Below are 26,735 nucleotides of genomic sequence, written 5' to 3' on the forward strand. Positions count from 1 at the left end.
TTGACTGGCCCCGGAGCGCCGCCTACATTGCGCGCCGAATGCGCTACCTCGGCCTCGATCTCGGCCGCGCCACCATCGGCCTCGCCCTCGCCGACGACGTGCTGCGCACGGCCCGCGCCCTGCACACCGTCCGTCGCACGCGGGAGGAGGCCGACCTGGCCGCCGTGAAGCAGGTGGCCGACGACTACGAGGTCACCCAGGCCGTCCTCGGCCTGCCGCTCAACATGGACGGCACCGAGGGGCCCTCGGCGAAGCTGGCGCGCCGCTTCGCGCCGCGGCTCGAGGCGGCCCTCGGGGTGCCGGTCGCGCTGTTCGACGAGCGGCTCTCCACCTTCGAGGCGGAGACGCGGCTGCGCGAGCGCGGCCTCTCCGCGCGCGACCAGCGGGCGGTGATCGACGCCGAGGCGGCCGCGGTGATCCTCCAGGGCTGGCTCGACGGGAGGTCCGCGTGAGGCCGCTCCGCGCGCTCCTCCTCGCCGGCCTCGCCGGCGCGGCCCTCCTGGCCGGCTGGCTCCTGTACGAGCGCGCCGCGCTCCTCTCCTTCGCCGCGACTCCCTTCGGCTCGGCCGAGGAGAAGCTGGTCGACGTCCCGGCGGGCTCCTCGGCGCACGCGGTGGTCCGCATCCTGGCCCGGAGCGGCGTCCTGTCGGACGAGCGGATCGCCTGGCGCTACGTCCGCTGGCTGAAGCGGGACAAGCGCGCGCTGCGGGCCGGCGAGTACGCGTTCGCCGGGCCGCTCACGCCGGACCAGGTGCTGGAGCGCGTCTACCGGGGCGAGGTGAAGACCTACAAGTTCACCGTGCCCGAGGGGCTCCGGATGGACGAGATCGCGGCCATCGTCGAGGACGCCGGGCTCGGCAAGGCCCGCGACCTCCTCGCGACCATGCGCGACCCCGCGGTGGCGCGCGAGCTCGGCGTCCCCTTCCCCAACCTCGAGGGCTACCTCTTCCCCGACACCTACGCGTTCACGAGGAACCCGAAGCCGCGCGCCGTGGTGGACGCGATGGTGGCGCGGTTCCGCGCGGCCCTGCGCGAGGCCGAGGCGCAGCGCCTGCCGGGCGTCCGGCTCTCGGAGAAGGAGGCGGTCACGCTCGCCTCGATCGTCGAGAAGGAGACCGGGCGGCCGGAGGAGCGGCCGCACATCTCCTGCGTGTTCCACAACCGGCTCCGGCGCGGCATGCGGCTGCAGACGGACCCCACCGTAATGTACGCGACCATGCTCCGCCGCGGCGGCCGCTGGTCGCAGAACATCACGCGCGCCGACCTGCTGGCGGCGCACCCGTACAACACCTACACGAGCGACGGCCTGCCGCCCGGGCCCATCGCGAGCCCCGGCGAGGCGGCGCTGGTGGCGGCGCTCCACCCGTCGGCGTGCGACGACCTCTACTTCGTCTCGCGCAACGACGGCACGCACGTCTTCTGCCCGGACCTCGCCTGCCACAACGCGGCGGTGCGCAAGTGGCAGGTGGAGTTCTTCCGGCGACGGGCCGCGCACCGTCCCGCCGGGGGTGGCGCCGAGTAGGCAGCGCGCCGGATCGCCCCATGCAGGCCGCAGGGGCGCGTCCGCTCGCATCCGTGGCGAGCGCTTCTTATCCTCCCCTTCATCGGCTGGCAGCCCGCCGATTCGGGAGATTGGATGCGCGAAGCGCGAGATCTGACGACGACCGGCAGCTGGGTGTCCCGCATCGCCTCGATGCAGGACCGGCAGAGCTACTCCGAGCAGCACTGGGAGGGCTCGTTCGAGGAGTACCTCGACCTGGTGCGGCGGAATCCCAAGGTGACGCGCACCGCCTTCCAGCGCGTCTACGAGATGATCCTCTCGCACGGGAAGACGGAGTACCTCGACAACAAGAAGAAGCTCATCCGGTACAACTTCTTCACCGACCCGGACTTCGGCGGCCGGGACGCCATCTACGGGCTCGACGTCCCGCTGATGAAGCTGGTGAACGTGTTCAAGAGCGCCGCGCAGGGGTACGGCACCGAGAAGCGCGTCATCCTCCTCCACGGGCCGGTCGGCTCCTCCAAGTCCACCATCGCCCGCCTGCTCAAGAAGGGGCTCGAGGCCTACTCCAAGACCGCCGAGGGCGCGCTGTACAGCTTCGCCTGGGACATCGAGCGGGTGAACCTCGACGGCCAGAAGCGGCGCGAGGTCATGCCCTGCCCGATGAACGAGGAGCCGCTCCACCTCGTGCCGCAGGAGTGGCGCGCGCAGGTGTACGGGGAGATCGCGCCCCCGGAGAGCGGCTTCACCATCCCGGACACGGGCGACCTCTGCCCCGCCTGCCGCTTCGTCTACAAGGAGCTGATGACGGAGTACAAGGGCGACTGGTCCAAGGTGATGGGCCACATCAAGGTCCGCCGGCTCGTGCTCTCCGAGAAGGACCGGGTGGGCATCGGCACCTTCCAGCCCAAGGACGAGAAGAACCAGGACTCCACGGAGCTCACCGGCGACATCAACTACCGCAAGATCGCCGAGTACGGCTCCGACTCCGACCCGCGGGCCTTCAACTTCGACGGCGAGTTCAACATCGCCAACCGCGGCATCATCGAGTTCGTCGAGATCCTGAAGCTCGACGTGGCGTTCCTCTACGACCTGCTCGGCGCGACGCAGGAGCACAAGGTCAAGCCGAAGAAGTTCCCCCAGACCGACATCGACGAGGTGATCCTCGGCCACACCAACGAGCCCGAGTACCGCAAGCTCCAGAACAACGAGTTCATGGAGGCGCTGCGGGATCGCACCGTCAAGATCGACATCCCGTACATCACCCGCCTCGCCGAGGAGGTGAAGATCTACGAGCGCGACTACAACTCGCGCCGGATCCGCGGCAAGCACATCGCGCCGCACACGCTCGAGATGGGCGCGATGTGGGCGGTGCTGACGCGGCTCGAGGAGCCGAAGAAGCACAACCTCACGCTGCTGCAGAAGCTCAAGCTCTACAACGGCAAGAGCCTGCCCAGCTTCACCGAGGACAACATCAAGGAGCTGCGCAAGGAGGCGGCGCGCGAGGGCATGGAGGGCATCAGCCCGCGCTACGTGCAGGACAAGATCTCGAACGCGCTCGTCTCCGACAAGGGCGAGGGCTGCGTCAACCCGTTCATGGTCCTGAACGAGCTCGAGGCCGGCCTGCGGCAGCACTCGCTCATCAGCTCGGAGGAGCAGCGGAAGAAGTTCCGCGACCTCCTCACCGACGTGAAGCGCGAGTACGAGGATCTCGTGAAGAACGAGGTCCAGCGCGCCATCAGCGCCGACGAGGACGCCATCACCAAGCTGTGCGCCAACTACATCGACAACATCAAGGCGTACACGCAGAAGGAGAAGGTCCGGAACAAGTACACCGGCCAGTACGAGGAGCCGGACGAGCGGCTCATGCGCTCGATCGAGGAGAAGATCGACATCGCCGAGAGCCGCAAGGACGACTTCCGGCGCGAGATCATGAACTACATCGGCGCGCTGGCCATCGAGGGGAAGACCTTCAACTACCGGACCAACGAGCGGCTCCACAAGGCGCTGGAGCTCAAGCTCTTCGAGGACCAGAAGGACTCGATCAAGCTCAAGAACCTGGTGGCCTCGGTGGTGGACCGCGACACCCAGGAGAAGATCGACGTGGTGAAGCAGCGGCTCATCAAGAACTACGGCTACTGCGAGATCTGCTCCACCGACGTCCTCAACTTCGTCGCCTCGATCTTCGCGCGCGGCGACGCGAAGGACTAGCGCGGGGCATTCCCGGGGCCCGCATGTCTTTGAAGATCAAGCAGGACCACGCCCGCTTCCGCGACATCGTCCGCGGCCGCATCAAGAACAACCTGCGCAAGTACGTGCAGAAGGGGGAGATGATCGGCCGCAAGGGGAAGGACTTCATCACCATCCCCGTGCCGACCATCGACATCCCGCACTTCCGCTTCGGCGAGAAGCAGCAGGGCGGGGTCGCGCAGGGCGACGGACAGCCCGGCGACCCGCTCTCGGCGGGCCAGGGGGACGGCACCGGCCAGGCCGGCCAGGGCGAGGGGCACCACCTGCTCGAGGTGGACGTCTCGCTCGACGAGCTGGCCGAGATCCTGGGCGAGGAGCTGCAGCTCCCCCGGATCGAGCCGCGCGGCCGGGACCGGATCGTCACCACCAAGCTCAAGTACACCGGGATCTCGCCGTCCGGGCCGGAGTCGCTGCGCCACTTCAAGCGGACCTACAAGCAGGCCCTGCGGCGGCAGATCGCGAGCGGCGCCTACAGCTGGAAGAAGCCGGTCATCGTGCCGATGCGCGAGGACCGGCGCTACCGCACCTGGAAGCAGGTCCCGCTCCCCGAGACCAACGCCGTCGTCATCTACATGATGGACGTGTCGGGCTCGATGGGCGACGAGCAGAAGGAGGTCGTCCGCATCGAGTCCTTCTGGATCGATACCTGGCTCAGGAGGCACTACAAGGGGCTCGAGACCCGCTACGTGATCCACGACGCGGTGGCGCGCGAGGTGGACCGGGAGACCTTCTTCCACACCCGCGAGTCGGGCGGGACGATGATCTCCTCCGCCTACAAGCTCTGCCGGGAGATCATCGACACCGACTACGGCGCCGCGGCCTGGAACGTCTACCCGTTCCACTTCTCCGACGGCGACAACTGGAGCGCCGACGACACGCGGCTCTGCGTGGACCTCCTGCGCACCGGCATCCTGCCGAACGTGAACCTCTTCTGCTACGGCCAGGTGGAGAGCCCGTACGGCTCGGGCCAGTTCATCAAGGACCTGCGGGAGACGGTGGGGCCGCAGGAGAACGTCGCCCTGTCCGAGATCGCCGACAAGGAGGCCATCTACGGCTCCATCAAGCAGTTCCTCGGGAAGGGCAAGTAGAGGAGCGCCGCGTGAGCCAGAAGCAGACCCACCTCCCCGCGCACCTGCACGACATCCGCGTGCAGGTGGAGCGGTACGCCCGCGAGTACGGGCTCGACTTCTTCGAGACCGTCTTCGAGGTGCTCGGCTTCGACGAGATCAACATGGTGGCCGCCTACGGCGGCTTCCCGAACCGCTACCCGCACTGGCGGTTCGGCATGGAGTACGACCGGCTCTCCAAGGGCTACGAGTACGGGCTCTCCAAGATCTACGAGATGGTCATCAACAACGACCCCTCGTACGCCTACCTGCTCGAGTCGAACATGGACGTGGACCAGAAGCTCGTCATGGCCCACGTCTACGGCCACGTGGACTTCTTCAAGAACAACTTCATGTTCCGGCACACCAACCGGAAGATGATGGACCAGATGGCGAACCACGCCACCCGCGTGCGCCGCTACCAGGACCGGCTCGGGGTGGAGAAGGTCGAGGAGTTCATCGACCGGGGGCTGTCGCTCGAGAACCTCATCGACTACCAGTCGCCCTACGTGAAGCGGCGCGCCGAGCGCGGGGACCGGGCCGACGAGCCGCAGCTCGCGCGCGGGCTCAAGACCGACCGCGAGTACATGCAGGACTACATCAACCCGCCCGAGTTCCTGGAGGAGCAGCAGCGCCGGCTCGACGAGGCGGCGCAGCGGGCGCGCAAGGTGCCGGAGCGGCCCGAGCGCGACGTGCTGCTCTTCCTGCTCGAGCACGCGCCGCTCGAGGACTGGGAGCGCGACGTGCTCGCCATCCTGCGCGACGAGGCCTACTACTTCGCGCCGCAGGGCCAGACCAAGATCATGAACGAGGGCTGGGCCACCTACTGGCACTCCACGATCATGACCCAGAAGGCGCTCACCGCCGCCGAGCTCATCGACTACGCCGACCACCACTCGGGCACGCTCGCCACCAGCCCGGGCCAGCTCAACCCCTACAAGCTCGGGGTGGAGCTCTGGCGCGACATCGAGGACCGCTGGAACAAGGGGCGCTTCGGCAAGGACTACGAGGACTGCGACTCGTACGAGGAGCGGCGCGGCTGGGACCGCAAGCTCGGGCTCGGGCGCGAGAAGATCTTCGAGGTCCGCAAGCACTACAACGACGTCACCTTCATCGACGAGTTCCTCACCCTCGAGTTCTGCCTGGCGCAGCGGCTCTTCACCTACGGCTACAGCGAGAAGCACCAGCGCTGGGAGGTGCTGGAGCGCGACTTCAAGAAGGTGAAGGAGAAGCTCCTCCACATGCTCACCAACTTCGGCCAGCCCACCATCGCGGTCGAGGACGGCAACTTCGAGAATCGGGGCGAGCTCCTCCTCATCCACAAGCACGACGGCGTGGACCTGAAGCTCGACTACGCGCGCGACACCCTCGCCCACGTGGAGCGGATCTGGCGCCGCCCGGTCAACCTGGTGACCCGGGTGGACGGGCGCGGGACGCTGATGCGCTTCGACGGCCGCGAGCACTCCGACCGCAAGATCGAGCTGTGAGCGCGCCTGTGGGCGCCGCTCGCCCCGGGACGCACATCGCCGTCCGTTTGTGCCTGGATCCGGTGAGGCGATCGGCTACCATGGCGGCCGCGTGACCCGGCTCCCCTCCGACCCCCTCCGCCGCCTCGCCCTGGCGGCCGCCGCCCTCGGCGCGCTCGTCGCGCTCCTCTGCGCCGCGCCCCGGTGGCTCCACCGCCCCGCCGCCCCCTCCGGCCCGTCCGCCGCGACGACCGCCGCGCCCCAGGCCCCGCTGCCGCCGGAGATCGCGGCCGCCGTGGCGCCCTTCGGCGCGGCGACGCCGGTCGAGGTCGGGTCGCTCCCGCTCCCCCTCCCCGCCGCGCCCCCCGGCGCCCGGGCGGTGGCCCAGGCGGTGGCGGCCCACGCCGGGCCGGTGAAGCGGCTCACCGTCGAGATCGTGCGGCTCGGCCGCAACCAGACCCTGGCCCAGGCGCTGTACGGGCTCGCGCTCGACGCCGCCGAGGTCCGGTCGGTGGTGAAGGTGCTCGGGGGCGTCTTCCCCTTCCGGCGCGCCAGGCCGGGCGATCAGATCCGGCTCGAGCGGGTCGAGGGGCAGAGCGGGATCCAGCGCATCACCTACCGCCAGGGCCCGGCGCAGGAGTGGATGGTGCAGCGGGCCGCCGACGGGCAGCTCGCCGCCGAGAAGCGGCCGGTGGAGCTCAAGACCGAGCTCGCGCGGGTGGACGTCACCCTCGAGTCCTCCCTCTACGAGTCGCTGGTGAAGGCCGGGGAGGACCCGTCGCTCGCGGTGGCCGCCGCCGACGTCCTCGCGTTCGACGTCGACTTCTACCGGGACATCCAGCGCGGCGACCGGATGAAGATGCTGGTCGAGAAGGTCTACGCCGACGGCAAGCTGCTCCGCTACGGCGAGATCCAGGCCGCCGAGTACGTCGGCTCCACGGTGGGCCGCAAGCGGCTCTTCCGCTACGTCGATCCCTCCGGGCAGGTCGCCTACTACGACGACCAGGGCAACAGCGCGCGCCGCGGCTTCCTCAAGTCGCCGCTCAAGTACGCCCACGTCACGAGCGGCTTCGGGATGCGCTTCCACCCGGTGCTCCAGTACATGCGGGCGCACCAGGGCGTGGACTACGGCGCGCCGACCGGCACGCCGGTCTGGGCGGTGTCGGACGGCACGGTGAAGACCGCCGGCTGGCAGGGCGGGTGCGGCAAGGCCGTCACCCTGCACCACCGGAACGGGCTCGACACCGTCTACTGCCACCTCTCCGCCATCGCGGTGCGGGCGGGCACGCACGTCTCGCAGAAGCAGGTCATCGGCGCGGTCGGCCAGACCGGCCTCGCCTCGGGCCCGCACCTCCACTTCGCGGTGAAGCGCGACGGCGCCTTCCTGAACCCGCTCGGCATCAAGCTGCCGCGCGAGGCGCCGCTGCCCAACGAGTACCGGGCCGACTTCAAGAAGAAGGTCGCGCCGCTCGTGCAGAAGCTCGAGGCGCAGCCGGTCGTCTGAGGTCGCGGGCGCCGCCTCCCTGCCCCTCCCCGCTGCGCGGGAGAGGGGGAGAGGCGCGGCGCGCCGCGCCGGCCCTGCCGCGGGGGCCTACCTGCTCCGCCGCCGCCGCGCCTTCTCGGCGCCGAGCTTGACGCCCTCGAACTCCTTGCCGTCGAGCGCCGCCACGGCTCCCTCGACCGCCTCGGGCTGCACGAGGAGGTAGCTGTGGCTGCCGCGGACCTCGACTCCGAGGAGCTGGAGGTCCGGCGCCAGCGCGCCCACCGCCGCGCGGACCTTGGCCTCGTCGGCGCCGTCCTTCTCGCCGAGCTTCAGGAAGACCTTCCCGCGGGCGGGCTGGCGCGGCTCCGCCGCGACCGGGGCGCCCTCCCCCGCCGCGATGGACACCTCGCGCACGCCGGGCTCCGGCGCCGCCGCGTCCCGGTCGGGAGTCGCGGCCGCCGCGGTGCCCGGCACGCTCGGCGCCCGCTCGCGCCGCTCGCGATCCTCGCGGTGCTCGCGCCCCTTCCGCTCGCCGCGCTCACCCCGCCCGCGGCCCTCGCGCCGCTCGCGCCCGCCGCGCTCGCCGTCCCTGCGCTCCCGGCGCGGGCCGCGCTCGCGCGCCTCGTGCGGCGGCTCCTCGCCCGACGCCTTGCGCTCGTGCTCCTCCTTCTTGTGCTCCGCCTTCTGGAGCGCCTGCACCTTCTCCATGTGCAGGTGCGAGAAGAAGGACTTGAGGGCGTAGGCCATGAGCCACTCGCCGTCCTGCCGCGACTTGAGCTCCTGCGCGAGGGGGATGAAGGCCTCGAAGATCGAGGCGCTCATGCCGTCCTTGAGCTGGGCCACGTGGCGGTCGAGCCAGGTGCGCCGCGCCTCCTCGGGGGTGGGCAGCGCCTTCTCCTCGAAGTCGATGGCGTACTTCGACTTGAGCGCCTTGAGGGTCATCATCTCCCCGCCCGAGACCAGCGACACGGCGGTGCCCTTCTTGCCGATGCGCCCGGTCCGGCCGACCCGGTGCAGGTAGACGGCCGGGTCCTCCGGGAGCGAGTAGTTGATGACGTGGGTGAGGTCGGAGATGTCGATGCCGCGGGCGGCGATGTCGGTCGCCACCATGAAGCGCAGCTCGCCCTTCTTCACCTTGGCCATCACCCGCTCGCGCTCCTTCTGCGGCAGGTCCCCGTTCAGGAGCTCGGCGTCGTAGCCGTTCCGGTTCAGCACCGCCGTGACCAGCGAGGTGTCGCTGCGGGTGTTGCAGAACACGATGGCCGACTCCGGCTCCTCCGCCTCGATCATGTAGAGGAGGTTGCGCGGCTTCGGGTAGGCGTCCACGGTGGGGTAGATGACGTTCCGGATGTTGTCCACCCGGTACTCGTCGCCCGAGAGGAGGATGGTCTCCGGGCTCGTCAGGTACTTCTGGATGATCTGCTCGATGTCGGCCGGGACGGTGGCCGAGAAGAGCAGCTGCTGGCAGTCGTCGGGCAGCCGATCGAGGATGCGCGTCACGTCCTCGTAGAAGCCCATGTCGAGCATCTCGTCGGCCTCGTCGAGGCAGGAGACGAGCACGTGGTCGAGCTTGAGCGTGCCGCGCTGGATGTGGTCCTGGATCCGGCCCGGGGTGCCGACGATGATCTCGGCGCCGGCCCGGAGCTTGTCGAGCTGCTCGCCCATGCCGGTGCCACCGTAGACCGCGAGGACGGTGAGGTCCTTGTGCTTCGCGAGGCCGGCCAGCTCCTCGGCGACCTGGAGCGCCAGCTCGCGCGTGGGGCACATCACGAGCGCGGAGGGCTGCCGCCGGCCGCCCGGCACCTTCTCCAGGATGGGGATGCCGAACGCGGCGGTCTTGCCCGTGCCGGTCTTGGACCGGACGATGACGTCCTTGCCGTCGAGGATGGGGCGGGCGGTGCGGGCCTGCACCGGCGTGGGCTGGACGTAGCCCTTCTCCGCGATGGCGCGGCGGAGCTCCTCGGACAGCCCGAGGTCGTCGAAGGAGGCCTGCGAAACGTACTCGGACGCGGGCGCCTCGGCGCCCGCGGGGATATTCTGGTCTTCCATGCGCACTCTCTGAGTCAGGGGCGCATGGCGGCTCGCTGGACTGCGTCGGCCCCGGTCGAGGGGACCGGGGCCCGCGCCACCCTGCGAAACGCCATGCGCCAGTGTGGCCTTGCAAGCAAGGCGTCACCTCTATATCACAACGATTCCAGGCGGCCGAAAGTTCCCGCGGGGGCGCGCCGCGCACCATGACCGATCGTCCAGAGAAGCCTGCCGAGCCTTCCCGCCCGGCGCTCCCGGCACCCGTCCCGCGCGGCGACGCGGGGCTCGCCCGCTACGATCCCCTCCGGGCGTACATGGCCGAGGTCGCCCGCCACCCCGTGCTCTCGCGCGAGGAGGAGCACGAGCTCGCGGTCCGCTACTCCCGGACCGGCGACGTGGACGCCGCCTACCGGCTGGTGGCCGCCAACCTGCGCCTGGTGGTGAAGATCGCCCACGAGTACCACCGCACCGCCTTCAACCTCCTGGACCTGGTCCAGGAAGGGAACATGGGGCTCATGCAGGCGGTGAAGAAGTACGATCCGTTCAAGGGGGTGAAGCTCTCCTCCTACGCCGCCTGGTGGATCCGCGCCTACATCATCCGCTACCTCATGGACAACTGGCGGATGGTGAAGCTCGGGACCACCCAGGCCCAGCGCAAGCTCTTCTTCAACCTCGCAAAGGAGCGGCAGAAGCTCATCGCGCGCGGGGTCGAGCCCACGCCGCGCCTGCTCGCCCGCAACCTCCAGGTCGAGGAGAAGGACGTCGAGGAGATGAGCGCCCGCATGGGCAGCGAGGACCTCTCGCTCGACGCGCCGGTGGGGGACGAGGACGAGCAGCGCGGGACGCGGCTCGACCGGCTCCCCGGCGAGTCCGGATCGCCCGACGAGCAGCTCGCCGGCGAGCAGCTGAAGCGGCTCTTCCGGGAGAAGCTGCAGGCCTTCGCCGGGACCATCGAGGACGAGAAGGAGCGCTACATCTTCGAGCACCGGCTCCTCCCGCCCGACGGCAAGGAGCCGCTCACGCTGCAGGAGGTGGGCGACCGGTACCGCCTCACCCGCGAGCGGGCGCGCCAGATCGAGTCGAAGCTGACCCGCAGGCTGCGCGAGTACCTGAAGGCCGAGATCCCCGACTTCGAGCTGCTCGGGCCGCCGGAATGATGGAGCCCTCGGCCAGCGCCGGCCTCCCCCCGCCGCTCCCCGCGGCGAGCCCGGACCGCCGCCTCGGCTGGCGGGGCTGGGTCGCCGTCGCCGCCTGCGTGCTCGCCGCCAACGCCGCCCTCCTCCACCTCGCCCTGCGCGGCCCCGCCGCCGCGACCGTCCCGGGGCCGCGTTACCAGGACCGCTTCGATCGCGCCCGCCTCGGGCCCGGCTGGTTCACCACCGGCGGGCACTGGCGCATCGTGAAGGGCGAGCTCCTCTCCCCCGGGCCGAAGAACAACCCGCTCTGGCTCGAGCTGCGGCTGCCGCGCGACGTGGCGATCGAGTTCGACGCCCGGAGCGAGACCGGCACCGGCGATCGCGCCGGCGACATCAAGTTCGAGGTCTTCGGCGACGGGCGGAACCACGCCTCCGGCTACGTCTGCATCTTCGGGGGCTGGGGGAACCAGATCTCCGCCATCGCGAGGCTCGACGAGCACGGCCGCGACCGCGTGGAGCGGAGCGATCGCAAGGTCCAGATCGGCCGGACCTACCACATGCGGCTGGAGCGCCGTGGCCGGACCCTGCGCTGGCTCGTGGACGGCGCGCCGTTCCTCTCGTTCGACGACGCGGCGCCGCTCGAAGGCCCGGGGCACGACCGCTTCGGCTTCTCCGGCTGGGAGGCCGACGTCTACTTCGACGACCTGCGGATCGCGCCGCTGTAGCGGCCGTCGCGAGGCGCCGACGTCCGGCCGGGCCGGTCCGGCGCGGGGGTCGCCGGGTCGCCGCTCGGGTCAGGCCGGACCCGGCGCCGCCGGGCCGAGGCGCGGGCGCGAGCGGCCCCGGCTCGCGGGAAATCGCGCGCGGGGACGGGCCGATTCTCGGGTCACGCGCCCGCGGGGTCGAGTCCGGGGGAACCCGGCACGCGGGCTGCACAGGCACAGCGCCACGGGCCGTCCTCCGCGGCCCGCTCACAGGAGCTCCCGCATGCCCGGCCCCACCCGCTTCCCCCCGCGCCTCGCGCGCGCGTCCCTGGGCGCGCTCGGCGCTGCCCTGGTCCTCACGCTGGCGGTCGCGGCGCTGCGCTTCGGCGGCGGCCCCGCCGCCCTCGAGGTGGCGCTCTGGACGCTGCTCGCCGCCAGCCTCGTCGCGGCGCTCGGGGCCGGGGTCGCGCACGCCCGGGCCAGCGCCCGCGCGGGCGCGGCGCTGCTGGCGGAGATCGAGGGGCTGCGGGAGGCCCTCGCCGCCGGGCGGCTCGAGGCGCGCGCCGAGCCCTCGCGGCACCCCGGCGAGCTCGGGCGGGTGGTCGAGGCGCTCAACGCGGCCGTCGAGGTCCTCGCCGACAAGGCCGCCTGGTACGAGGCGATCGTGGACGCGGTCCCCTTCCCGATCCACGTCACCGACGCCGACATGAAGTGGACCTTCATGAACAAGCCGTTCGAGAAGCTGATGGTGGAGGCCGGCAAGGTGAAGGACCGCAAGGACGCGGTCGGCAAGGCCTGCAGCAACGCCTCCGCCAACATCTGCAACACCGACGCCTGCGGCATCGTGCAGCTCAAGAAGGGCAAGGCCGAGAGCTTCTTCGACTGGTGCGGCATGGGCTGCAAGCAGGACACCTCCCGCCTGCTCGACCGGAAGGGCCGGACCATCGGCTACGTCGAGGTGGTGCAGGATCTCACCCCCATGATCCGGCAGCGCGACTTCACGCGCGTCGGGGTGGAGCGGCTCGCCGGGAACCTCGCCCGCCTGGCCCAGGGCGATCTCCGCTTCGACCTCCAGTCGCAGAAGGCCGACCCGCACACCGCCGAGGCCCACGCCTACTTCAGCCGGATCGACGGCAACCTCGGCCAGGTGAGGCAGGCGATGGAGAAGGTCTTCGCCGACGTCGGGACGCTCTCGCGGGCGGCGGTGGCGGGCGACCTCGAGCGGCGGGCCGACGCGGCCGGCCACCAGGGCGACTTCCGCAAGATCGTGGAGGGGATCAACGCCACCCTCGACAGCATGGCGGACCGGGCGGCCTGGTACGAGGCGATCATCGACGCGGTGCCGTTCCCGGTGCACGTCACCGACGCCGACATGAAGTGGACCTTCATGAACAAGCCGTTCGAGAAGCTGATGGTGGAGGCCGGCAAGGTGAAGGACCGCAAGGACGCGGTCGGCAAGGCCTGCAGCAACGCCTCCGCCAACATCTGCAACACCGACGCCTGCGGCATCGTGCAGCTCAAGAAGGGCAAGGCCGAGAGCTTCTTCGACTGGTGCGGCATGGGCTGCAAGCAGGACACCTCGTTCCTCGTGAACCGCAAGGGGGAGCGCGTCGGCTTCGTCGAGGTGGTGACCGATCTCACCCCGCTCATCCGGGTGCGGGACTACACGAAGCAGGAGGTGCAGCGGCTCACCGGGAACCTGGCGCGGCTCGCCTCGGGCGACCTCGCCTTCGACCTCGCGGTGAGCGAGGGCGACGCGCACACCACCGAGATGCGCGGGAACTTCGCCCGCATCGGGAAGGACCTCGCCGGGGTGAAGCAGGCGCTCGACGCGGTCTTCGGCGACGTGAACCTCCTCGCCGACGCGGCCGTCGAGGGCGAGCTGCAGCGGCGCGCCGAGGCGGCGCGGCACCAGGGCGAGTTCCGGAAGATCGTGGACGGCATGAACCGGACGCTCGACGCCGTCGTGGCGCCGATGAACGAGACCACGGCGACCCTGGAGCGGCTCGCCCGACGCGACCTGCGCGCCCGGGTCGAGGGCGCTTACCAGGGGGAGCACGCCCGGCTCAAGGACGCGGTCAACGCCACCGCCGAGGCGCTCGACGGCGCGCTGTCGCAGGTGAGCGCGGCGGTCGGCCAGGTCTCCTCGGCGGCCGGCCAGATCGCCTCGTCCAGCCAGGCGGTCGCGAGCGGCGCCTCCGAGCAGGCCGCCTCGCTGCAGCAGACGACGGCCAGCCTCGAGTCGGTCGCGGGCATGGCGAAGTCGAGCGCCGAGAACGCGGGGCAGGCGAACGCCCTGGCGCAGGGCGCGAAGGGCGCGGCGCTCGAGGGCGCCGCGTCGATGGAGCAGATGCAGGGCGCCATGGCCAAGATCCGCGCCTCCGCCGAGGGCACCTCGCAGATCATCAAGGACATCAACGAGATCGCCTTCCAGACCAACCTCCTCGCCCTCAACGCGGCCGTCGAGGCGGCCCGCGCCGGCGAGGCGGGGCGCGGCTTCGCGGTGGTGGCCGAGGAGGTGCGCTCGCTCGCCATGCGGTCCAAGGAGGCGGCCCAGAAGACCGAGGAGCTCATCCGCGACTCCGTGAAGCAGGCCGGCGAGGGCGCGCAGACCTCGCGGCAGGTCTCGGACAAGCTCTCCCAGATCGTGGGCTCGATCGGGAAGGTGACCGACATCGTCGCCGAGATCACCGCGGCCGCGCGCGAGCAGTCGAACGGGCTCCAGCAGCTCAACGAGGCCATCTCGCAGATGGACAAGGTGACGCAGCAGAACGCCGCCAGCTCGGAGGAGTCCTCCTCCGCGGCGGGCGAGCTCTCGAGCCAGGCCGAGGAGCTCGCGGCGATGGTCGGCGCGTTCGAGCTCAGCGGCGCCGTCCGCGCGGCCGCCGCGCCCCGCGCGCCGCGGCGCGCGCCCGCCCCCCGGCTCCCCCTCCGCGCGCCCGCGGCTCCCGCCGCGCGGCGGCCGGCGGCCGGCATCCCGCTCACGCCGGCGGAGCTGATCCCGCTCGAGCGGGAGGATCTCGGGTCGTTCTAGCCCGGGAGGGCCGTCCGGGACTCCCGGGCGGCCCTACCCCGCGCCCTCCGCGGCGCGGGCCCGCGGCGCCTTCCCCTTGGGCCGCCTGCCCGCCTTGCCCGGCTTGCGGCCGCCGGGCGCGGCCGTCCCCTCGCCCCCGCCCCAGGCCGTCTGCAGCTGGAAGGCGGCGCCCGCCACCGCGAGCGCGCCCCAGAGGCCGGCGGTGAGGAACGGCCGCCGGGAGAGGATCTCGAGCGGCTCGAGCGCGCCAGAGAGCGCCACGAGCCCGGTGCAGGCGAGCGCGGCCCCCACCGCCGCGGCGGTGCAGGCGGCGAGGAGCCGGGGCACGAGGAAGGCGAGCGCGGCCCCCAGGGCGGCGCCGGCGGCCATGCCCCACCAGGCGTGGCCGGCGAGGCGGAAGTGCTCGCCCACGAGCGCGCCCGGGAGCGCCCCCGCGAGCGCGACGAACGCGGGCGGGAAGGCGGCGCAACCGGCGAGGAGCAGGAGGGCGCCGCCGTAGCCGGCCACCTCCGGCGCGAGGTCGAGCGGCACCACGAAGCGGGCGAGGAAGTGGGCGGCCGCGAAGCCGCACACGGCCCCGCCCAGCGCCGCCACCGCGCGTCTGTGCCGGGCGCCCGCGGCGAGGGCGCCGGCGCCGATCGCGACCAGCGCCGCCGCGGCGGGCCAGGGGAGCTCCCGCAGGGCGGCGGCGTGCTGCGACAGGGTGGTCACGCCGTCGAGGAGGGAGGCGCCGATTCCGGGTAGATCGACCATGCCCGGCGATCCTAGCAGAGGGTCCCGGGCCCCTCACCTTTCGGGCCGGCGGGCCCTCTCGCAGCGAGCGCCGCCGCCCCCGGCGACGTAGTATCTACCCCTCGCGATGCGCCGACGAACCTTCCTGGGAGCCGCCCTCGGCGGCGCCGCCGCCCTCGCCCTGCCGCGCCGGGCGCGCGCCTTCGGGGACACCGCCCGCCTGGTGATCGGCCAGATCCAGCACGGCGGGCGCTGGAACCCGCGCCCCACCGGGCTGCGCCGGCTCTGCTGGGAGCTCGTGCAGCGCACCAGCATCGAGGCCGGCGAGGACGCCGCGCCGGTCCGGCTCGGGCAGCCCGGCCTCCACCGCACCCCGATGCTCTACCTCTCGGGCGACGGGGCCCTGCCGCCCTTCCCCGAGCCCGAGCTGGCCGCCCTGCGGCGGCACCTGCAGCAGGGCGGGTTCCTGCTGGTGGACGCGGCCGACGGCTCCGACGGGGCCGGGTTCGACGCCTCCGTCCGGCGCGAGCTCGCGCGGCTGCTCCCGGCCTCGCCGCTCACCCGGGTCGCCCGGGAGCACGTGCTCTACAAGTCCTTCTACCTGCTCGACCACCAGGGCGGCCGGGTGCTCGCGAAGCCGTGGCTGGAGGCGCAGGTGCTGAACGGCCGGCTCGCGGTCGTCTACTCCCAGAACGACCTCGCGGGCGCCTGGGCCCGCGGCGCCTTCGGCGACTGGGAGTACGAGTGCACCCCGGGCGGCGAGCCCCAGCGCGAGACCGCCTTCCGCCTCGGCGTCAACCTCGCGATGTACGCCCTCTGCACCGACTACAAGGACGACGCCGTCCACCTGCCCTTCATCCTCCGGAGGCGCAGTTGAGCGGCGCGACCACCGCCTACAACGCCTGGCGGCTGACGCTGCTCTCTCCGTTCCCCCGCTGGGCGCTCGCGCTCTTCGCCGCGGCCGCGGTGCTCGCCGTCGCGCTCGCCTGGCGCGGGCTGCGGTCCGAGGCGCGGCCGGGGCGGCGCGCCCTGCTGGTCGCGCTCCGGGCCGCTTCGGCGCTCCTGGCGCTCTTCCTGCTCGCCGAGCCCGCGGTGCAGCTCCTCCAGACCGCCCGCGTGAAGAACCGGCTCGCGATCCTGGTGGACACCTCGCGCTCGATGGCCTTCCCCGTCGAGCCCGGGGGCGAGAGCCGGGCCGCCGCGGCCGCCGCCTTCGTCCGGGCCCACCGGGCGGACCTCGAGCGGCTCTCCGACCGCGTGAACCTCGAGTGGTACGCCTTCGACCGGGAGCTCGCCGCGTCCGACCCGGCGTCGCTGGGCGCGCCGCGGCCGCCGCAGGGCGGGCGCACCGACCTCCTCGGCGCGCTCAAGTCGCTCTCGCAGGGCGCGGCCGGCTCCGGCCGCCGGCTCGCCGGCGCGCTCGTCGTCTCGGACGGCGCCGACAACGCCGCGCTCGCCCAGGGGCTCTCCCCGGCGGCGCGCGCCGAGCTGCGCGCGCTCGGGTTCCCGGTCACCGCCGCCGCGGCCGGGTCTGGCGCTCCCAAGGACCTCGCCATCGAGCGGGTCGCGGTGGACGACTTCGCCTTCGTGCGGAACACCGTGACCGCCGAGGTGACCCTCACCGCCCGCGGCTTCTCGCGCGAGGAGGTGCGGGTGGTGCTGCGGCGGGAGGGGGCGGTGGTGGCCGCCGGGACCGTCCGGCTCGAGCCGGGCAAGGAGCGCTACACCCTCCCCCTCTCCTTCGCGCCCGACACCACCGGGACCTTCGTCTTCACCGTCGCGGCCCCGGTCTTCCCGGGCGAGGCGGTGGCCGAGAACAACGCCCGCTCCTTCGTGCTGCGCGTCATCCGGGATCGGGTGCGGGTGCTGCTGGTGGCCGGCCGCCCGAGCTGGGACGAGCGGTTCCTTCGCGGGCTCCTGAAGCAGGATCCCAACGTCGATCTGGTGAGCTTCTTCATCCTCCGGACCGCCGGCGACAACGCCGGCCCGCAGGAGGACCTCTCCCTCATCCCGTTCCCGGTCAACGAGATCTTCGGGACGCAGCTCAAGACGTTCGACGCCGTCCTCTTCGTGGACTTCGCCTACCAGCCCTACCGCGCGCTCGACATCGAGCGGCTCCTGCCCGGCCTGCGCGACTACGTGCTCGGCGGCGGCGGGTTCGCCATGCTGGGCGGCGAGCAGAGCTTCGGGGAGGGGCGCTACGGCGAGACCCCGCTCGCCGAGGTGCTGCCGGTGGACGCCGCCGCCGGGCTGGGCGTGACCGCGGAGGCGGTCCGGCCGCGCCTCACCCCCGAAGGCCGCCGCCACCCGCTCACGAGCCTCGTCCCCGGCGAGGGCCCGAACGAGGCCGCCTGGGCGGCGCTCCCGCCGCTGCCGGGGCTCAACCTGACCCGCGCCCTGCCCCCGGAGTCCGGCGCGCAGGTGCTGCTCGAGGCGCCGGCGGCCCAGGTCCTCGGCCGCCCGGCGCCGGTGGTGGCGGTGCGAGAGGCGGGGCAGGGGCGCGCGCTCGCCGTCACCACCGACAGCAGCTGGTACTGGGGCTTCCTCGCCGCCGAGGCGACCGGCTCGTCCCGCGCCTACCAGCGGTTCTGGTCGAACGCCCTCCGCTGGCTGGTGCGGGACCCGGAGCTCACGCCGGTGAAGGTGGAGCCCGACCGGCCGCAGGTCGAGCCGGGCGAGCCGCTCGGCGTCACCGTGACCGCACGGGGCGCCGACTACGGGCCCGCCGCCGGGGCCCCGGTCTCGGCCGAGCTCGTCTCGGAGGACGGCAAGGTGGTCGCCCGGGCCGAGGGGAAGGCCGGCGCCGACGGCGCGGCCCACCTCGAGCTCGCGCCGCCGGGCCCCGGCGCCTACCGGGTGGTCGCGCGGGCGCGCACCCGCTGCCGCGAGGGCACGCCCTGCCCGGCCGACGCTCCGGCCGAGAGCGCGTCGGGCGCCGCCGCGGTGCGCACCTCCGGGCCGGAGGACGCCGACGCGGCGCCCCGGCCCGAGCTGCTCCGCGCGGTGTCGGACGCGACCGGCGGGGCCTTCCTCGCCCTGCCCTCCCGCTCGCTCCCCGACCTCCCGCTCGCGGATCCCGAGGTGGTCGAGGTGGGGCGGCGCAAGGACGTGCCGATCTGGGATCGCGGGTGGTTCCTGGCCGCCCTCTGCCTGACCCTCGGGGCGGAGTGGATCCTGCGCCGGCGCTTCGGCTGGTGGTAGGCGGTCCGCCCGTCCCCCCGTCAGCCGGCTCCCAAACGGCCTCCCCGGGGCGGAACGTGCGTGCACCCGCCCAGCGCCTCCGGTATGACTCGGCCTTCACTCTTCTGGAGGCTTCATGCAGATCGGCAAGGGCAGCGTGGTGGAGATCGATTACCGGCTGCACCTCGGGGACGGAAAGGTCGTCGACCAGTCGGAGCCCGGCGAGCCGCTCGCCTACATCCACGGCGAGGGGAACATCGTCCCCGGCCTCGAGAACGCCCTGTCCGGCATGGGCGTGGGCGACTCGAAGCAGGTGGTGGTGGCCCCCGGCGAGGGTTACGGCGAGCACGACGCCCGCGGCGTGCAGCAGGTCCCGCGCAACGCCTTCCCGCCCGACTTCACGCCCGAGGTCGGCATGGAGGCCCAGGCGCAGGGGCCCGACGGCGAGCAGATCAACTTCGTCATCACCGGCGTCACCGCCGACACGGTGACGATCGACATGAACCACCCGCTCGCGGGCAAGACGCTCCACTTCGACATCACCGTCCGCGGCGTCCGCGCCGCCACGCCGGACGAGCTGCAGCACGGCCACGTCCACGGCGCCGGCGGGCACGAGCACTGATCGAAGGCGGGCCGCTTCGCGCCCCCGGGCGCTGAGCGCGGCAGGCTCGGGCTCAGGCCCGGCGGCCGAGCAGGGGCTCGGGCAGATCGGAGCTTCGGCGGGGGCCGGCGGCGACGCCGGCTCCCGCGCTCGTTCCCGGCCTGCCGCTCAGCGCCGGCGCCGCTTCGCGGCCGGCGAGGGGCGCGCCGCCGGCGTGGACCAGCGCGCGCCGTCGAGCACCTCCACCACCTGGCTGAAGCTCGAGATGGCGAGCGGCCAGCGGGCCGGCCCCTCCTCGGCGACGTGCCGGCGGGTGACCGCCTTGGCCGAGATGATGGCGAGCCGCTCCCGGTACTCGTTCGAGACGTAGGTGCCGTACTCGGCCCAGACGCCGGTCGCGCCGAGGTCCCGCGCGATCGGCATGTCCTTGAGCACGTTGTCCCCGACGTAGAGCACCTCCCGCGCCGGGAGGTCGAAGTCGTCCAGGATCCGGCGCAGCCCCTCCGGCGAGGGCTTCTCGGCCTCGCGCGGCAGCTCGCAGACGCGGGTCGCCGAGCGGTAGTGCCCGAGCGCCTGCCGCCGGCGGATGGCGGGGTCCACGTTCTCCGGCAGCGAGTAGCCGGGGAGCGTGTAGACCGCGTCGAAGAGGCGGTCCATGCCGAGCCACTTGAGCCGGAGCTCCGCGGCGTTCCGCGGCGCGTCGGTGAGCGCCACGAGCAGGAGCCCCCGGGCGCGGATGGCGGCGAGCGCCTCCGGCACGCCCGGGTACGGGCGCAGGTAGCGCTCGCGCGCCGCCTTGAAGGCGCGCCGGGCCGGATCGACCACGAGCTGGTTGAAGGAGTCGAAGTCGGACTCGTACGGCTGGAAGATGTCCGACTCCTGGATGGCGAACGGGTACTCGTTCGACTCGTACTTCGTGTAGACCGCCTTGAGCGACTGGACGATCCGGATGCGCGGCAGGCCGGTGGTGGCCTCGAGCGACGCGACCATCGCCTCGAGGCTCGGGACGATGTAGTCCACCCACGGGTAGAGGGTGTTGTCGAGGTCGGTGACCACCGCGCGAAAGCCGGGCACGGCGGCATGGTAGCGGCTGGCGCGCTCCGCGCCAACGAGCCTTTGCCGAGGTCCGCGCCGCTAGGCGCCCCGCCGGGCCAGCCGGACCCCGCCCAGCGCCGCGCCCGCCAGCAGCGCCGCGCCTCCGAGCACCACCGCCCGCCCGAGCGGCGTCAGCGCGCGGAAGAACCAGGCCAGCTCCGCCGCGGCGAACACCAGCGGGGTCTCCCGGCGGAGGTCCTCGACGGCCGCCGGCCCGGCCGCCCGGACCACCTCGTCCACCCGCGCGAGCCCGCGCGCCATCGGCACGACCCGGCGCTCGCGCTCGAACGGCGCCCCCGAGCGCCCCTCCACCATGGCCCGCAGGGCGCCCCCGAGGACCCGCTCGTCGTTCGACCAGAGCGAGCGGAACGCCACCCGCCCGTTCGGGTCCACGAGGAAGGCAGCGTTGCTGTTCCCGCCGAGCGCGCGGTGGAACCCGCCCTCGAGGTCGTCCACCAGCACCTGCCAGGGCAGGCCGTCGCGGTCCCGGAGCATGCGGGCGTGGCGCAGCTTCCACTCCGCCGTGGCCGGCTGGCGGATCCGGTCGCCGGGGTGCGCCTCGCGCACGTAGACGGTGAGGAAGCGGACGTCGCGGCCGAAGCGGCGGTGGAGCTTCTTCAGCACCGGCGCCGCGGAGGCCGACATCGGGTCGGTGATCGAGGCGAACGTGAGGAGGGCCGGCCGGCCCGCCAGGTCGCGCTTCGCGACCCGCGCGCCGTCGGTCGCCGGCAGGTCGAAGTCGGGCAGCTCCCACCCCGGGTCGCGCCCGGCGCCGAAGGAGAGGTCCTCGATCAACTGCTCGCGGGTGAAGTGGGCGTTGCGGTAGCCCATGAACCCTCCCTTCGCGACGCCCATGGCTTCCCCTCCTCGCCTCAGGTTAAGGCCCGTGCCCGCGCGCGGCCCGGGCGGCCGCCCCGGCGCGCGCCCCGCCAGCGGACGTCGGAGCGAGCGTGGCGCCCGGCGCCGCCCGGAGGTATGAGGATGGGCATGGGCCGGTTCCGCCACCACGTCTTCGTCTGCGAGAACCGGCGCCCCGACGACGACCCCCGCGGCTGCTGCGCCTGCCGCGGCAGCCTCGAGGTGCGGGCGGCGCTCAAGGCGGAGCTGAAGCGCCGCGGGCTCAAGGGCGGCGTCCGCGCCAACGCCTCCGGCTGCCTCGACGCGTGCGCGCACGGGCCGGCGATGGTGGTCTACCCGGAGGGCGTGTGGTACGGCGGCGTCACGCCGGCCGACGTGCCCGAGATCGTGGAGCGGCACCTCGTCGGCGGCGAGCCGGTCGAGCGGCTCCTCATCCGGGCCTACCTGCAGCCGCCCCGGCACGAGGAGCCGGGCGGGCGCTGACCGAGAAGCCGCCCGGCGGGGCGCCGCTAGTTGAGGAAGCTCTTCCGGTGCTCCAGCTGCGTGAGCAGCGCCTGGATGTCGGAGGCGTCGGCCGCGCCCGGCGCGCGGTCGAGGTAGGCGGAGAGGTCCTGGCGGGCCGCGCCGACGACGCCGAGGCGGGCCGCGAGCAGGCCCCGGTCCCGGCGCTCCGAGAGGTCGTTGGGCGCGAGCAGGAGGAGCCGGTCGATGACCCAGAGCGCGCGGACGTCGTCGCCCGCCTCCACGTAGATCCGCTTCAGGTTGTGGAGCATCCGCCCCAGGATCTGGCGCGGCGAGACGGCGTCGAGGTAGCTCGGCTCCCAGTCCTCGCGGTGGTGGGCGCGGAAGCGGGCCTCGCACTCGTCGGCGGAGAGGATCTCGCCCCCGCGGTAGGCGTCCACGTAGACCTCGCGCCGGCTCGAGACGTACTTCACGAGGAAGTGGCCGGGGAGCCCGACGCCCTGCAGCTCGAGGCCGACCCGCCCCGCCACCTCGATGGTGAGGATGGAGAGGGTGATCGGGATCCCGAGCTTCCGGTCGAGGACCTCGTTCAGGAAGGAGTTGCGCGGGTCGTAGTAGGCGCCCTCGTTGCCGCGGAAGCCGCCCTCCTCGAACAGGATCTGGCGCAGCGCCCGGAGCGTGCCCGCGGCGGACCGGCGCGCCGGGAGCCGGTCGGCCAGCTTCCCAGCCAGCTCGTCGATGCGGGCCAGGTACCGCTCCGGCTGGAGCCGCGGGTACTCCTCCTCGGCGACCGCCAGCGCCGCCTCGGCGAGGGGGATGTCGCTCCGGCCGATGAGGGCGGCGAAGTGGGCGCGCGAGGGGCTCTCGGAGAAATCCGGCAGCATCCGGAGCCGAGCATAGCAGCGGTGGCGGGCCCGATGGCAACCGCGCGCCGGATGTCGCTCGGGCGTTGACAACCAGCCGGGTGCACTCTAGATTCGCGCACCTGCCGTTCCCCAGTAGCTCAGTCGGCAGAGCAGGTGACTGTTAATCACCGGGTCGCATGTTCGAGTCATGCCTGGGGAGCCATCTTGAGAGGGGCGCGGGAGTCGATCCCGCGCCCCTCTCCCTTTTCGGGCCCCCCCGTGCAGGCGGACCCAACACGCCGCTGGAAGTCTGGACGTGAGCTTGCCAGCCAACCAGGCGGTGCCTACCGTACGCGCGTGGACCACGACCGGATGACCCGGTCAGGGCCGCGCCGCCGCGCGGTCGCCGGGGTCCGAGGGGTACGGCGTCATGGCCGCCAAGGTCACGATCCTGGTCGTGGACGACGACCGCGACATCCAGGAGGCGCTCCGCGACTGCCTGCGCGAGGCCGGCTACGACGTCGCCACGGTCTCCAACGGCATCGAGGCGCTCGCCTGGCTCCACACGCACCGCGCCCCCTCGCTGGTGCTGATGGACTGCATGATGCCGTACATGGACGGCGCGCAGACCCGCGCCGCCATGCTGAGCGACCCGGCCCTGCGCCGCATCCCCGTGGTCATGCTGACGGCCGACCCGCACGCGCGCGAGCGGGTCCGCGCGCTCGCGCTGGACGGCTACTTCGAGAAGCCGATCGAGCTGCGGCTGCTGCTCGAGGTCGTCGAGGCGCGCACCCGGCCCCGCCCGATCGCGGAGCCGCTCGGCGCCGCGCCCGCCCACGCCTGAGGGCGCGCGGATTCGCGCCCTCCGGCGGCCCTCCCGCCTCGCGCGCGAACTTCCGCCGCGGCGCCGTCGCCCGGCGTTGACAGCTTGCTCCGGCATGGCTTAATGAGCCCCGTTCCGCTCGAGCCCCGCTCGCAGGGCGGCCGCGCCGAGGAGCTTCGAGCAGCGCCTCCGCCGACCGCGCCGATCCCCGGCTCCGCTCCACGCAGCGAGGTGCCCCGTGCCCCAGAAGCAAGCCAGCCAGGAGCCCCGCTTCCTCTACCTCTCCGAGCTGCTGGGCGCGAAGGTCCGGGACGCCGCGGGCCGGCCGCTCGGGCGCGTGAGCGACGCCGTGGTCGCCACCAGCGAGACCTACCCGCCCGTCGAGGCGATCGTGGTCCGGCGCGGCGGCGAGCGGGTGCAGCTCCCCTGGACCGCCATCCGCGCCCGGCGCGCCGGGCAGCTCGAGGTGGACGCCACGGCCGCCCAGGCGTTCCAGCCCGCGTCGGCCGCCGATCGCATCCGGCTCGTCGAGGAGATCCTCGACCAGCAGATCGTGGACGTCGAGGGCGCGAAGGTGGTGCGGGTGAACGACCTGCACTTCCTGTCGGTCAAGGGCGCCCTCCGGCTGGTCCACGTGGACGTCGGCTTCCGCGGCCTCGTCCGCCGCATGGGCTGGGAGCGCGCCGTGGACGGCGCCGTCCGGCTGGTGCGCCCCCAGGCCCGCTACCTCGAGGCCGATCAGCTGCTCTCCTGGAAGCTGGTGCAGCCGCTCTCGAGCGCGCCGGGCAAGGTGCGGATCGACGTGGCGCAGCGGATGCTCGCCGACCTGCACCCCTCCGACCTCGCCGAGATCATGGAGGACCTCGACCGCCAGCAGCGCACGGTGCTGTTCGACCGCCTGGACGTCGAGACCGCCGCCGAGGCCCTGGAGGAGGCGTCGCCGGAGGTGACGACCCAGCTGCTCGAGGGGGTCTCCCCGGAGAAGGCGGCCGACATCCTCGAGGAGATGGCGCCCGACGAGGCGGCCGACGTCCTGGCCGAGCTGCCAGGCGAGACCCGGCGCGAGCTGCTCGAGGCCATGGAGCGGCCCGAGGCGCACGAGGTCCGGCAGCTGCTCGAGTACCACCCGCGCTCGGCGGGCGGCCTCATGACCACCGACCTGGTGGAGCTGCGGCGCGACACCACCGCCGCCGAGGCGCTGGCCGAGGTGCGGCGGCGCGCCGACGAGCTCCCCATCCTGCACGAGATCTTCGTCACCACCGGCGCCGGGCGGCTGGAGGGGATCTGCACGCTCAAGGACCTGGTCTCGGCCGAGCCGGCGGACCTGGTCGGGAAGCTCATGCGCGAGGTCCCGGCCACCGTGGTGCCCGAGGCCGAGCTGCGCGATCTCGCCGAGGCCGCGTCCAAGTACAACATGGTCTCGGTCCCGGTGGTGGACGAGGCCGGCGAACTGAAGGGGATCGTCACCGTGGACGACATCCTGTCCGAGGTCCTGGGTGAGCGCTGAGCTGGCCGGCGGCGCCGCCCGCCCCAGGCGTCAGCCCTGGCGCAACCTGATGGTCTTCCTGGCGGTGGTCGGGCCGGGGATCATCACCGCCAACGTGGACAACGACGCGGGCGGGATCACCACCTACTCGCTCGCCGGCGCGCAGTACGGCCACGCCCTGCTCTGGACGCTCGTCCCCATCACCATCGCGCTCGTGGTCGTGCAGGAGATGAGCGCGCGCATGGGGGTCATGACGGGCAAGGGGCTCGCCGACCTCATCCGCGAGAACTACGGCGTCAAGGTCACCTTCTGGATCATGGTGGCCCTGCTCGTCGCCGACGTCGGCAACACCATCGCCGAGTTCTCCGGCGTCGCCGCCAGCATCCAGATCTTCGGCGTTCCGCCCTGGATCTCGGTGCCCATCACGGCCGTCGCGGTCTGGATCCTGGTGCTCAAGGGGACCTACCGGCAGGTCGAGAAGGTGTTCCTCGTCGCCTGCCTGTTCTACGTCGCCTACCCGGTGAGCGCGATCCTGGCCCACCCGGACTGGGGCACGGTGCTCCGGGCGACCGTCACCCCCTCCTTCCAGGCCAGCGGCGGGTACGTCGCCATGCTGGTGGGCGTGGTCGGGACCACCATCGCGCCCTGGATGCAGTTCTACCTGCAGTCCGCCGTGGTGGAGAAGGGCATCAAGCCCGAGCACTACGGCCACTCCCGCCTCGACGTGATCGTCGGCTGCATCATCACCGACGTGGTGGCCTTCTTCATCATCGCGGCCTGCGCCGCGACCGTCTTCAAGGCCGGGGTGCGGGTGGAGACGGCGGACCAGGCCGCCATGGCGCTCGGGCCGCTGGCCGGGAAGTACGCGAGCTGGCTCTTCGCCTTCGGCCTCTTCAACGCCTCCTTCTTCGCCGCGACCATCCTGCCGCTGGCGACGAGCTACTACATCTGCGAGGCGTTCGGCTGGGAGTCGGGGATCGACCGGAAGTGGGGCGAGGCGAAGCAGTTCTACTCGCTCTACACGCTCATCGTGGCGCTGGGCGCGGCGGTGGTGCTCATCCCCCACCTGCCGCTCCTCCGGATCATGCTGCTGTCGCAGGTCGTGAACGGCATGCTCCTGCCGTTCATCCTCATCTTCATGCTCCTCCTCATCAACAAGGAGAAGCTGATGGGGCCGCACCGCAACGGCCCCTGGTTCAATGGCGTCGCGTGGCTCACCACCGTCGTCATGATCGTCCTCACCGCCTGGCTGGTGGTCACCGGGCTGCGGGACCTCGTCACCGGCGCCTGACGCGCCCCCTCTCCCCGGAGCCGCCGTGCGCAAGGCCTTCTCGGTCTCGATCTTCTGCCGGAACGCCGGCGCCGTGCTGCTGGTGCGCCACCGCCGGCTCGGCACCTGGCTGCCGGTGGGCGGCGAGGTGGAGCCGGGCGAGACGCCGCTCGAGGCGGCGGTGCGCGAGCTCCGCGAGGAGACCGGGCTCGAGGGCCGGTTCCCCGAGGGGCTCGGGGTGGCGGGGACGCCGCCGGGGCTCATCGGCTACGAGGAGCACCCCGCCGGCGCGAAGGGGCTCCACCTCAACTTCGCCTTCGTGGCCGACGTCGCCTCGCGCTCGCTCGCCGCGTGCGACGAGTACGGGGAGGTCCAGTGGGTGGCGGACGCGGCCGGGGTGGACTGCCCGGAGAACGTGAAGCAGCTGGCCGCGCTCGCGCTGCGCGCGCCGGCGGCCTCGTAGCGGGCTGGCCCTGCGCGCGCCGGCGGATGCCCGGCGCCGGCTCCTGGGGCCGCGGGCTTCGGCGGCCGGCGGCCGGCGGCTTGGCGCTGGCTTCGGCGGATCGGCTCCGGCCTCGGCGAATTGGCTCCGGCCTCGGCGAATTGGCTCCGGCCTCGGCGTCGGCGGCGTGGCTTCGTCGTCGCTCGGCTCGGCGGCGGCCGCGACCTGGCGCG

General features: G+C 72.8%; 22 protein-coding genes and 1 tRNA gene. 18 read left to right on the forward strand and 5 right to left on the reverse strand.

All coding sequences use genetic code 11. The features are described 5' to 3' along the window. The first annotated feature begins 38 nt into the window (after positions 1-38). The 6 genes from ruvX to AMPC_RS06345 all read left to right on the forward strand — a co-directional run bounded on the left by ruvX (position 39) and on the right by AMPC_RS06345 (position 7,827). The gene (gene ruvX, locus AMPC_RS06320) at positions 39-452 is read left to right on the forward strand and encodes a Holliday junction resolvase RuvX (protein WP_248345313.1); all 414 of its coding nucleotides are present in this window, start codon (positions 39-41) and stop codon (positions 450-452) included. Next, a complete protein-coding gene (gene mltG / locus AMPC_RS06325; RefSeq protein WP_248345314.1) occupies positions 449-1,522 on the forward strand; it encodes an endolytic transglycosylase MltG in 1,074 nt (357 codons plus the stop codon). The genes ruvX and mltG overlap by 4 nt, the downstream gene beginning before the upstream one ends. Before the next feature lie 114 nt (positions 1,523-1,636). Then, positions 1,637-3,712, forward strand: a complete 2,076-nt coding sequence (locus AMPC_RS06330; protein ID WP_248345315.1) for a PrkA family serine protein kinase — start codon at positions 1,637-1,639, stop codon at positions 3,710-3,712. 23 nt (positions 3,713-3,735) lie between these two features. Beyond that, positions 3,736-4,839 carry a DUF444 family protein gene (locus tag AMPC_RS06335; protein WP_248345316.1) on the forward strand — a complete coding sequence of 368 codons (1,104 nt, stop codon included), beginning with the start codon at positions 3,736-3,738 and terminating at the stop codon, positions 4,837-4,839. A 44-nt stretch (positions 4,840-4,883) separates the two neighbouring features. Further along, the gene (locus AMPC_RS06340; RefSeq protein WP_404800668.1) at positions 4,884-6,344 is read left to right on the forward strand and encodes a SpoVR family protein; all 1,461 of its coding nucleotides are present in this window, start codon (positions 4,884-4,886) and stop codon (positions 6,342-6,344) included. Positions 6,345-6,435: 91 nt separating this feature from the next. Beyond that, positions 6,436-7,827: a M23 family metallopeptidase gene (locus AMPC_RS06345; RefSeq protein WP_248345318.1), complete on the forward strand. Its 1,392-nt coding sequence runs from the start codon at positions 6,436-6,438 to the stop codon at positions 7,825-7,827. Between the two features lie 87 nt (positions 7,828-7,914). Here AMPC_RS06345 and AMPC_RS06350 read toward each other — a convergent pair whose 3' ends face one another. After that, positions 7,915-9,855, reverse strand: coding sequence for a DEAD/DEAH box helicase (locus AMPC_RS06350; RefSeq protein WP_248345319.1), 1,941 nt, complete (start codon positions 9,853-9,855; stop codon positions 7,915-7,917). Between the two features lie 185 nt (positions 9,856-10,040). Here AMPC_RS06350 and AMPC_RS06355 point away from each other — a divergent pair, with 185 nt between their 5' ends. The 3 genes from AMPC_RS06355 (at position 10,041) to AMPC_RS06365 (ending at position 14,708) form a co-directional block, all read left to right on the forward strand. After that, on the forward strand, positions 10,041-10,991 hold the full coding sequence (locus tag AMPC_RS06355; RefSeq protein WP_248345320.1) for a sigma-70 family RNA polymerase sigma factor: 951 nt from the start codon (positions 10,041-10,043) through the stop codon (positions 10,989-10,991). Next, positions 10,988-11,695, forward strand: coding sequence for a DUF6250 domain-containing protein (locus AMPC_RS06360; RefSeq protein WP_248345321.1), 708 nt, complete (start codon positions 10,988-10,990; stop codon positions 11,693-11,695). The genes AMPC_RS06355 and AMPC_RS06360 overlap by 4 nt, the downstream gene beginning before the upstream one ends. A gap of 262 nt (positions 11,696-11,957) precedes the next feature. Further along, complete coding sequence (locus tag AMPC_RS06365) at positions 11,958-14,708, forward strand: methyl-accepting chemotaxis protein (RefSeq protein ID WP_248345322.1); 2,751 nt, start codon at positions 11,958-11,960, stop codon at positions 14,706-14,708. Positions 14,709-14,741: 33 nt separating this feature from the next. On the opposite strand, the gene AMPC_RS06370 is transcribed toward AMPC_RS06365, so the two are convergent. After that, a complete protein-coding gene (locus AMPC_RS06370; RefSeq protein WP_248345323.1) occupies positions 14,742-15,461 on the reverse strand; it encodes a hypothetical protein in 720 nt (239 codons plus the stop codon). A gap of 106 nt (positions 15,462-15,567) precedes the next feature. Here AMPC_RS06370 and AMPC_RS06375 point away from each other — a divergent pair, with 106 nt between their 5' ends. The 3 genes from AMPC_RS06375 (at position 15,568) to AMPC_RS06385 (ending at position 19,242) form a co-directional block, all read left to right on the forward strand. Beyond that, entirely contained in the window at positions 15,568-16,317 is a 750-nt protein-coding gene (locus AMPC_RS06375) for a DUF4159 domain-containing protein (protein ID WP_248345324.1), read from the forward strand. After that, positions 16,314-18,641: a glutamine amidotransferase gene (locus AMPC_RS06380; RefSeq protein ID WP_248345325.1), complete on the forward strand. Its 2,328-nt coding sequence runs from the start codon at positions 16,314-16,316 to the stop codon at positions 18,639-18,641. Before AMPC_RS06375 ends, AMPC_RS06380 begins: the two co-directional genes overlap by 4 nt. 115 nt (positions 18,642-18,756) lie before the next feature. Beyond that, positions 18,757-19,242, forward strand: a complete 486-nt coding sequence (locus AMPC_RS06385; protein ID WP_248345326.1) for an FKBP-type peptidyl-prolyl cis-trans isomerase — start codon at positions 18,757-18,759, stop codon at positions 19,240-19,242. Between the two features lie 147 nt (positions 19,243-19,389). Here AMPC_RS06385 and AMPC_RS06390 read toward each other — a convergent pair whose 3' ends face one another. Beyond that, the gene (locus AMPC_RS06390) at positions 19,390-20,295 is read right to left on the reverse strand and encodes an HAD family hydrolase (RefSeq protein ID WP_248345327.1); all 906 of its coding nucleotides are present in this window, start codon (positions 20,293-20,295) and stop codon (positions 19,390-19,392) included. 60 nt (positions 20,296-20,355) lie between these two features. After that, positions 20,356-21,171: a TlpA family protein disulfide reductase gene (locus tag AMPC_RS06395; RefSeq protein WP_248346417.1), complete on the reverse strand. Its 816-nt coding sequence runs from the start codon at positions 21,169-21,171 to the stop codon at positions 20,356-20,358. Between the two features lie 132 nt (positions 21,172-21,303). On the opposite strand from AMPC_RS06395, the gene AMPC_RS06400 reads away from it, so the two are divergent. Next, positions 21,304-21,657 (forward strand): (2Fe-2S) ferredoxin domain-containing protein, encoded by a 354-nt coding sequence (locus tag AMPC_RS06400; RefSeq protein ID WP_248345328.1) that lies wholly within the window; start codon positions 21,304-21,306, stop codon positions 21,655-21,657. Positions 21,658-21,683: 26 nt separating this feature from the next. On the opposite strand, the gene AMPC_RS20475 is transcribed toward AMPC_RS06400, so the two are convergent. Continuing rightward, on the reverse strand, positions 21,684-22,520 hold the full coding sequence (locus AMPC_RS20475; protein WP_263009636.1) for a SirB1 family protein: 837 nt from the start codon (positions 22,518-22,520) through the stop codon (positions 21,684-21,686). Between the two features lie 108 nt (positions 22,521-22,628). Here AMPC_RS20475 and AMPC_RS06415 point away from each other — a divergent pair. From AMPC_RS06415 to AMPC_RS06435, 5 genes are all read left to right on the forward strand, one after another. Continuing rightward, positions 22,629-22,704, forward strand: a tRNA-Asn gene (locus AMPC_RS06415). Between the two features lie 207 nt (positions 22,705-22,911). Then, positions 22,912-23,325, forward strand: coding sequence for a response regulator (locus tag AMPC_RS06420; protein WP_248345329.1), 414 nt, complete (start codon positions 22,912-22,914; stop codon positions 23,323-23,325). Between the two features lie 217 nt (positions 23,326-23,542). Beyond that, positions 23,543-24,811 (forward strand): magnesium transporter MgtE N-terminal domain-containing protein, encoded by a 1,269-nt coding sequence (locus AMPC_RS06425; RefSeq protein WP_248345330.1) that lies wholly within the window; start codon positions 23,543-23,545, stop codon positions 24,809-24,811. Beyond that, positions 24,801-26,081 (forward strand): Nramp family divalent metal transporter, encoded by a 1,281-nt coding sequence (locus AMPC_RS06430; RefSeq protein ID WP_248345331.1) that lies wholly within the window; start codon positions 24,801-24,803, stop codon positions 26,079-26,081. The genes AMPC_RS06425 and AMPC_RS06430 overlap by 11 nt, the downstream gene beginning before the upstream one ends. 25 nt (positions 26,082-26,106) lie before the next feature. After that, a complete protein-coding gene (locus tag AMPC_RS06435; RefSeq protein WP_248345332.1) occupies positions 26,107-26,523 on the forward strand; it encodes an NUDIX domain-containing protein in 417 nt (138 codons plus the stop codon). Positions 26,524-26,735 lie beyond the last annotated feature (212 nt).

The organism is Anaeromyxobacter paludicola (genome assembly GCF_023169965.1).
Lineage (GTDB): Bacteria > Myxococcota > Myxococcia > Myxococcales > Anaeromyxobacteraceae > Anaeromyxobacter_B > Anaeromyxobacter_B paludicola.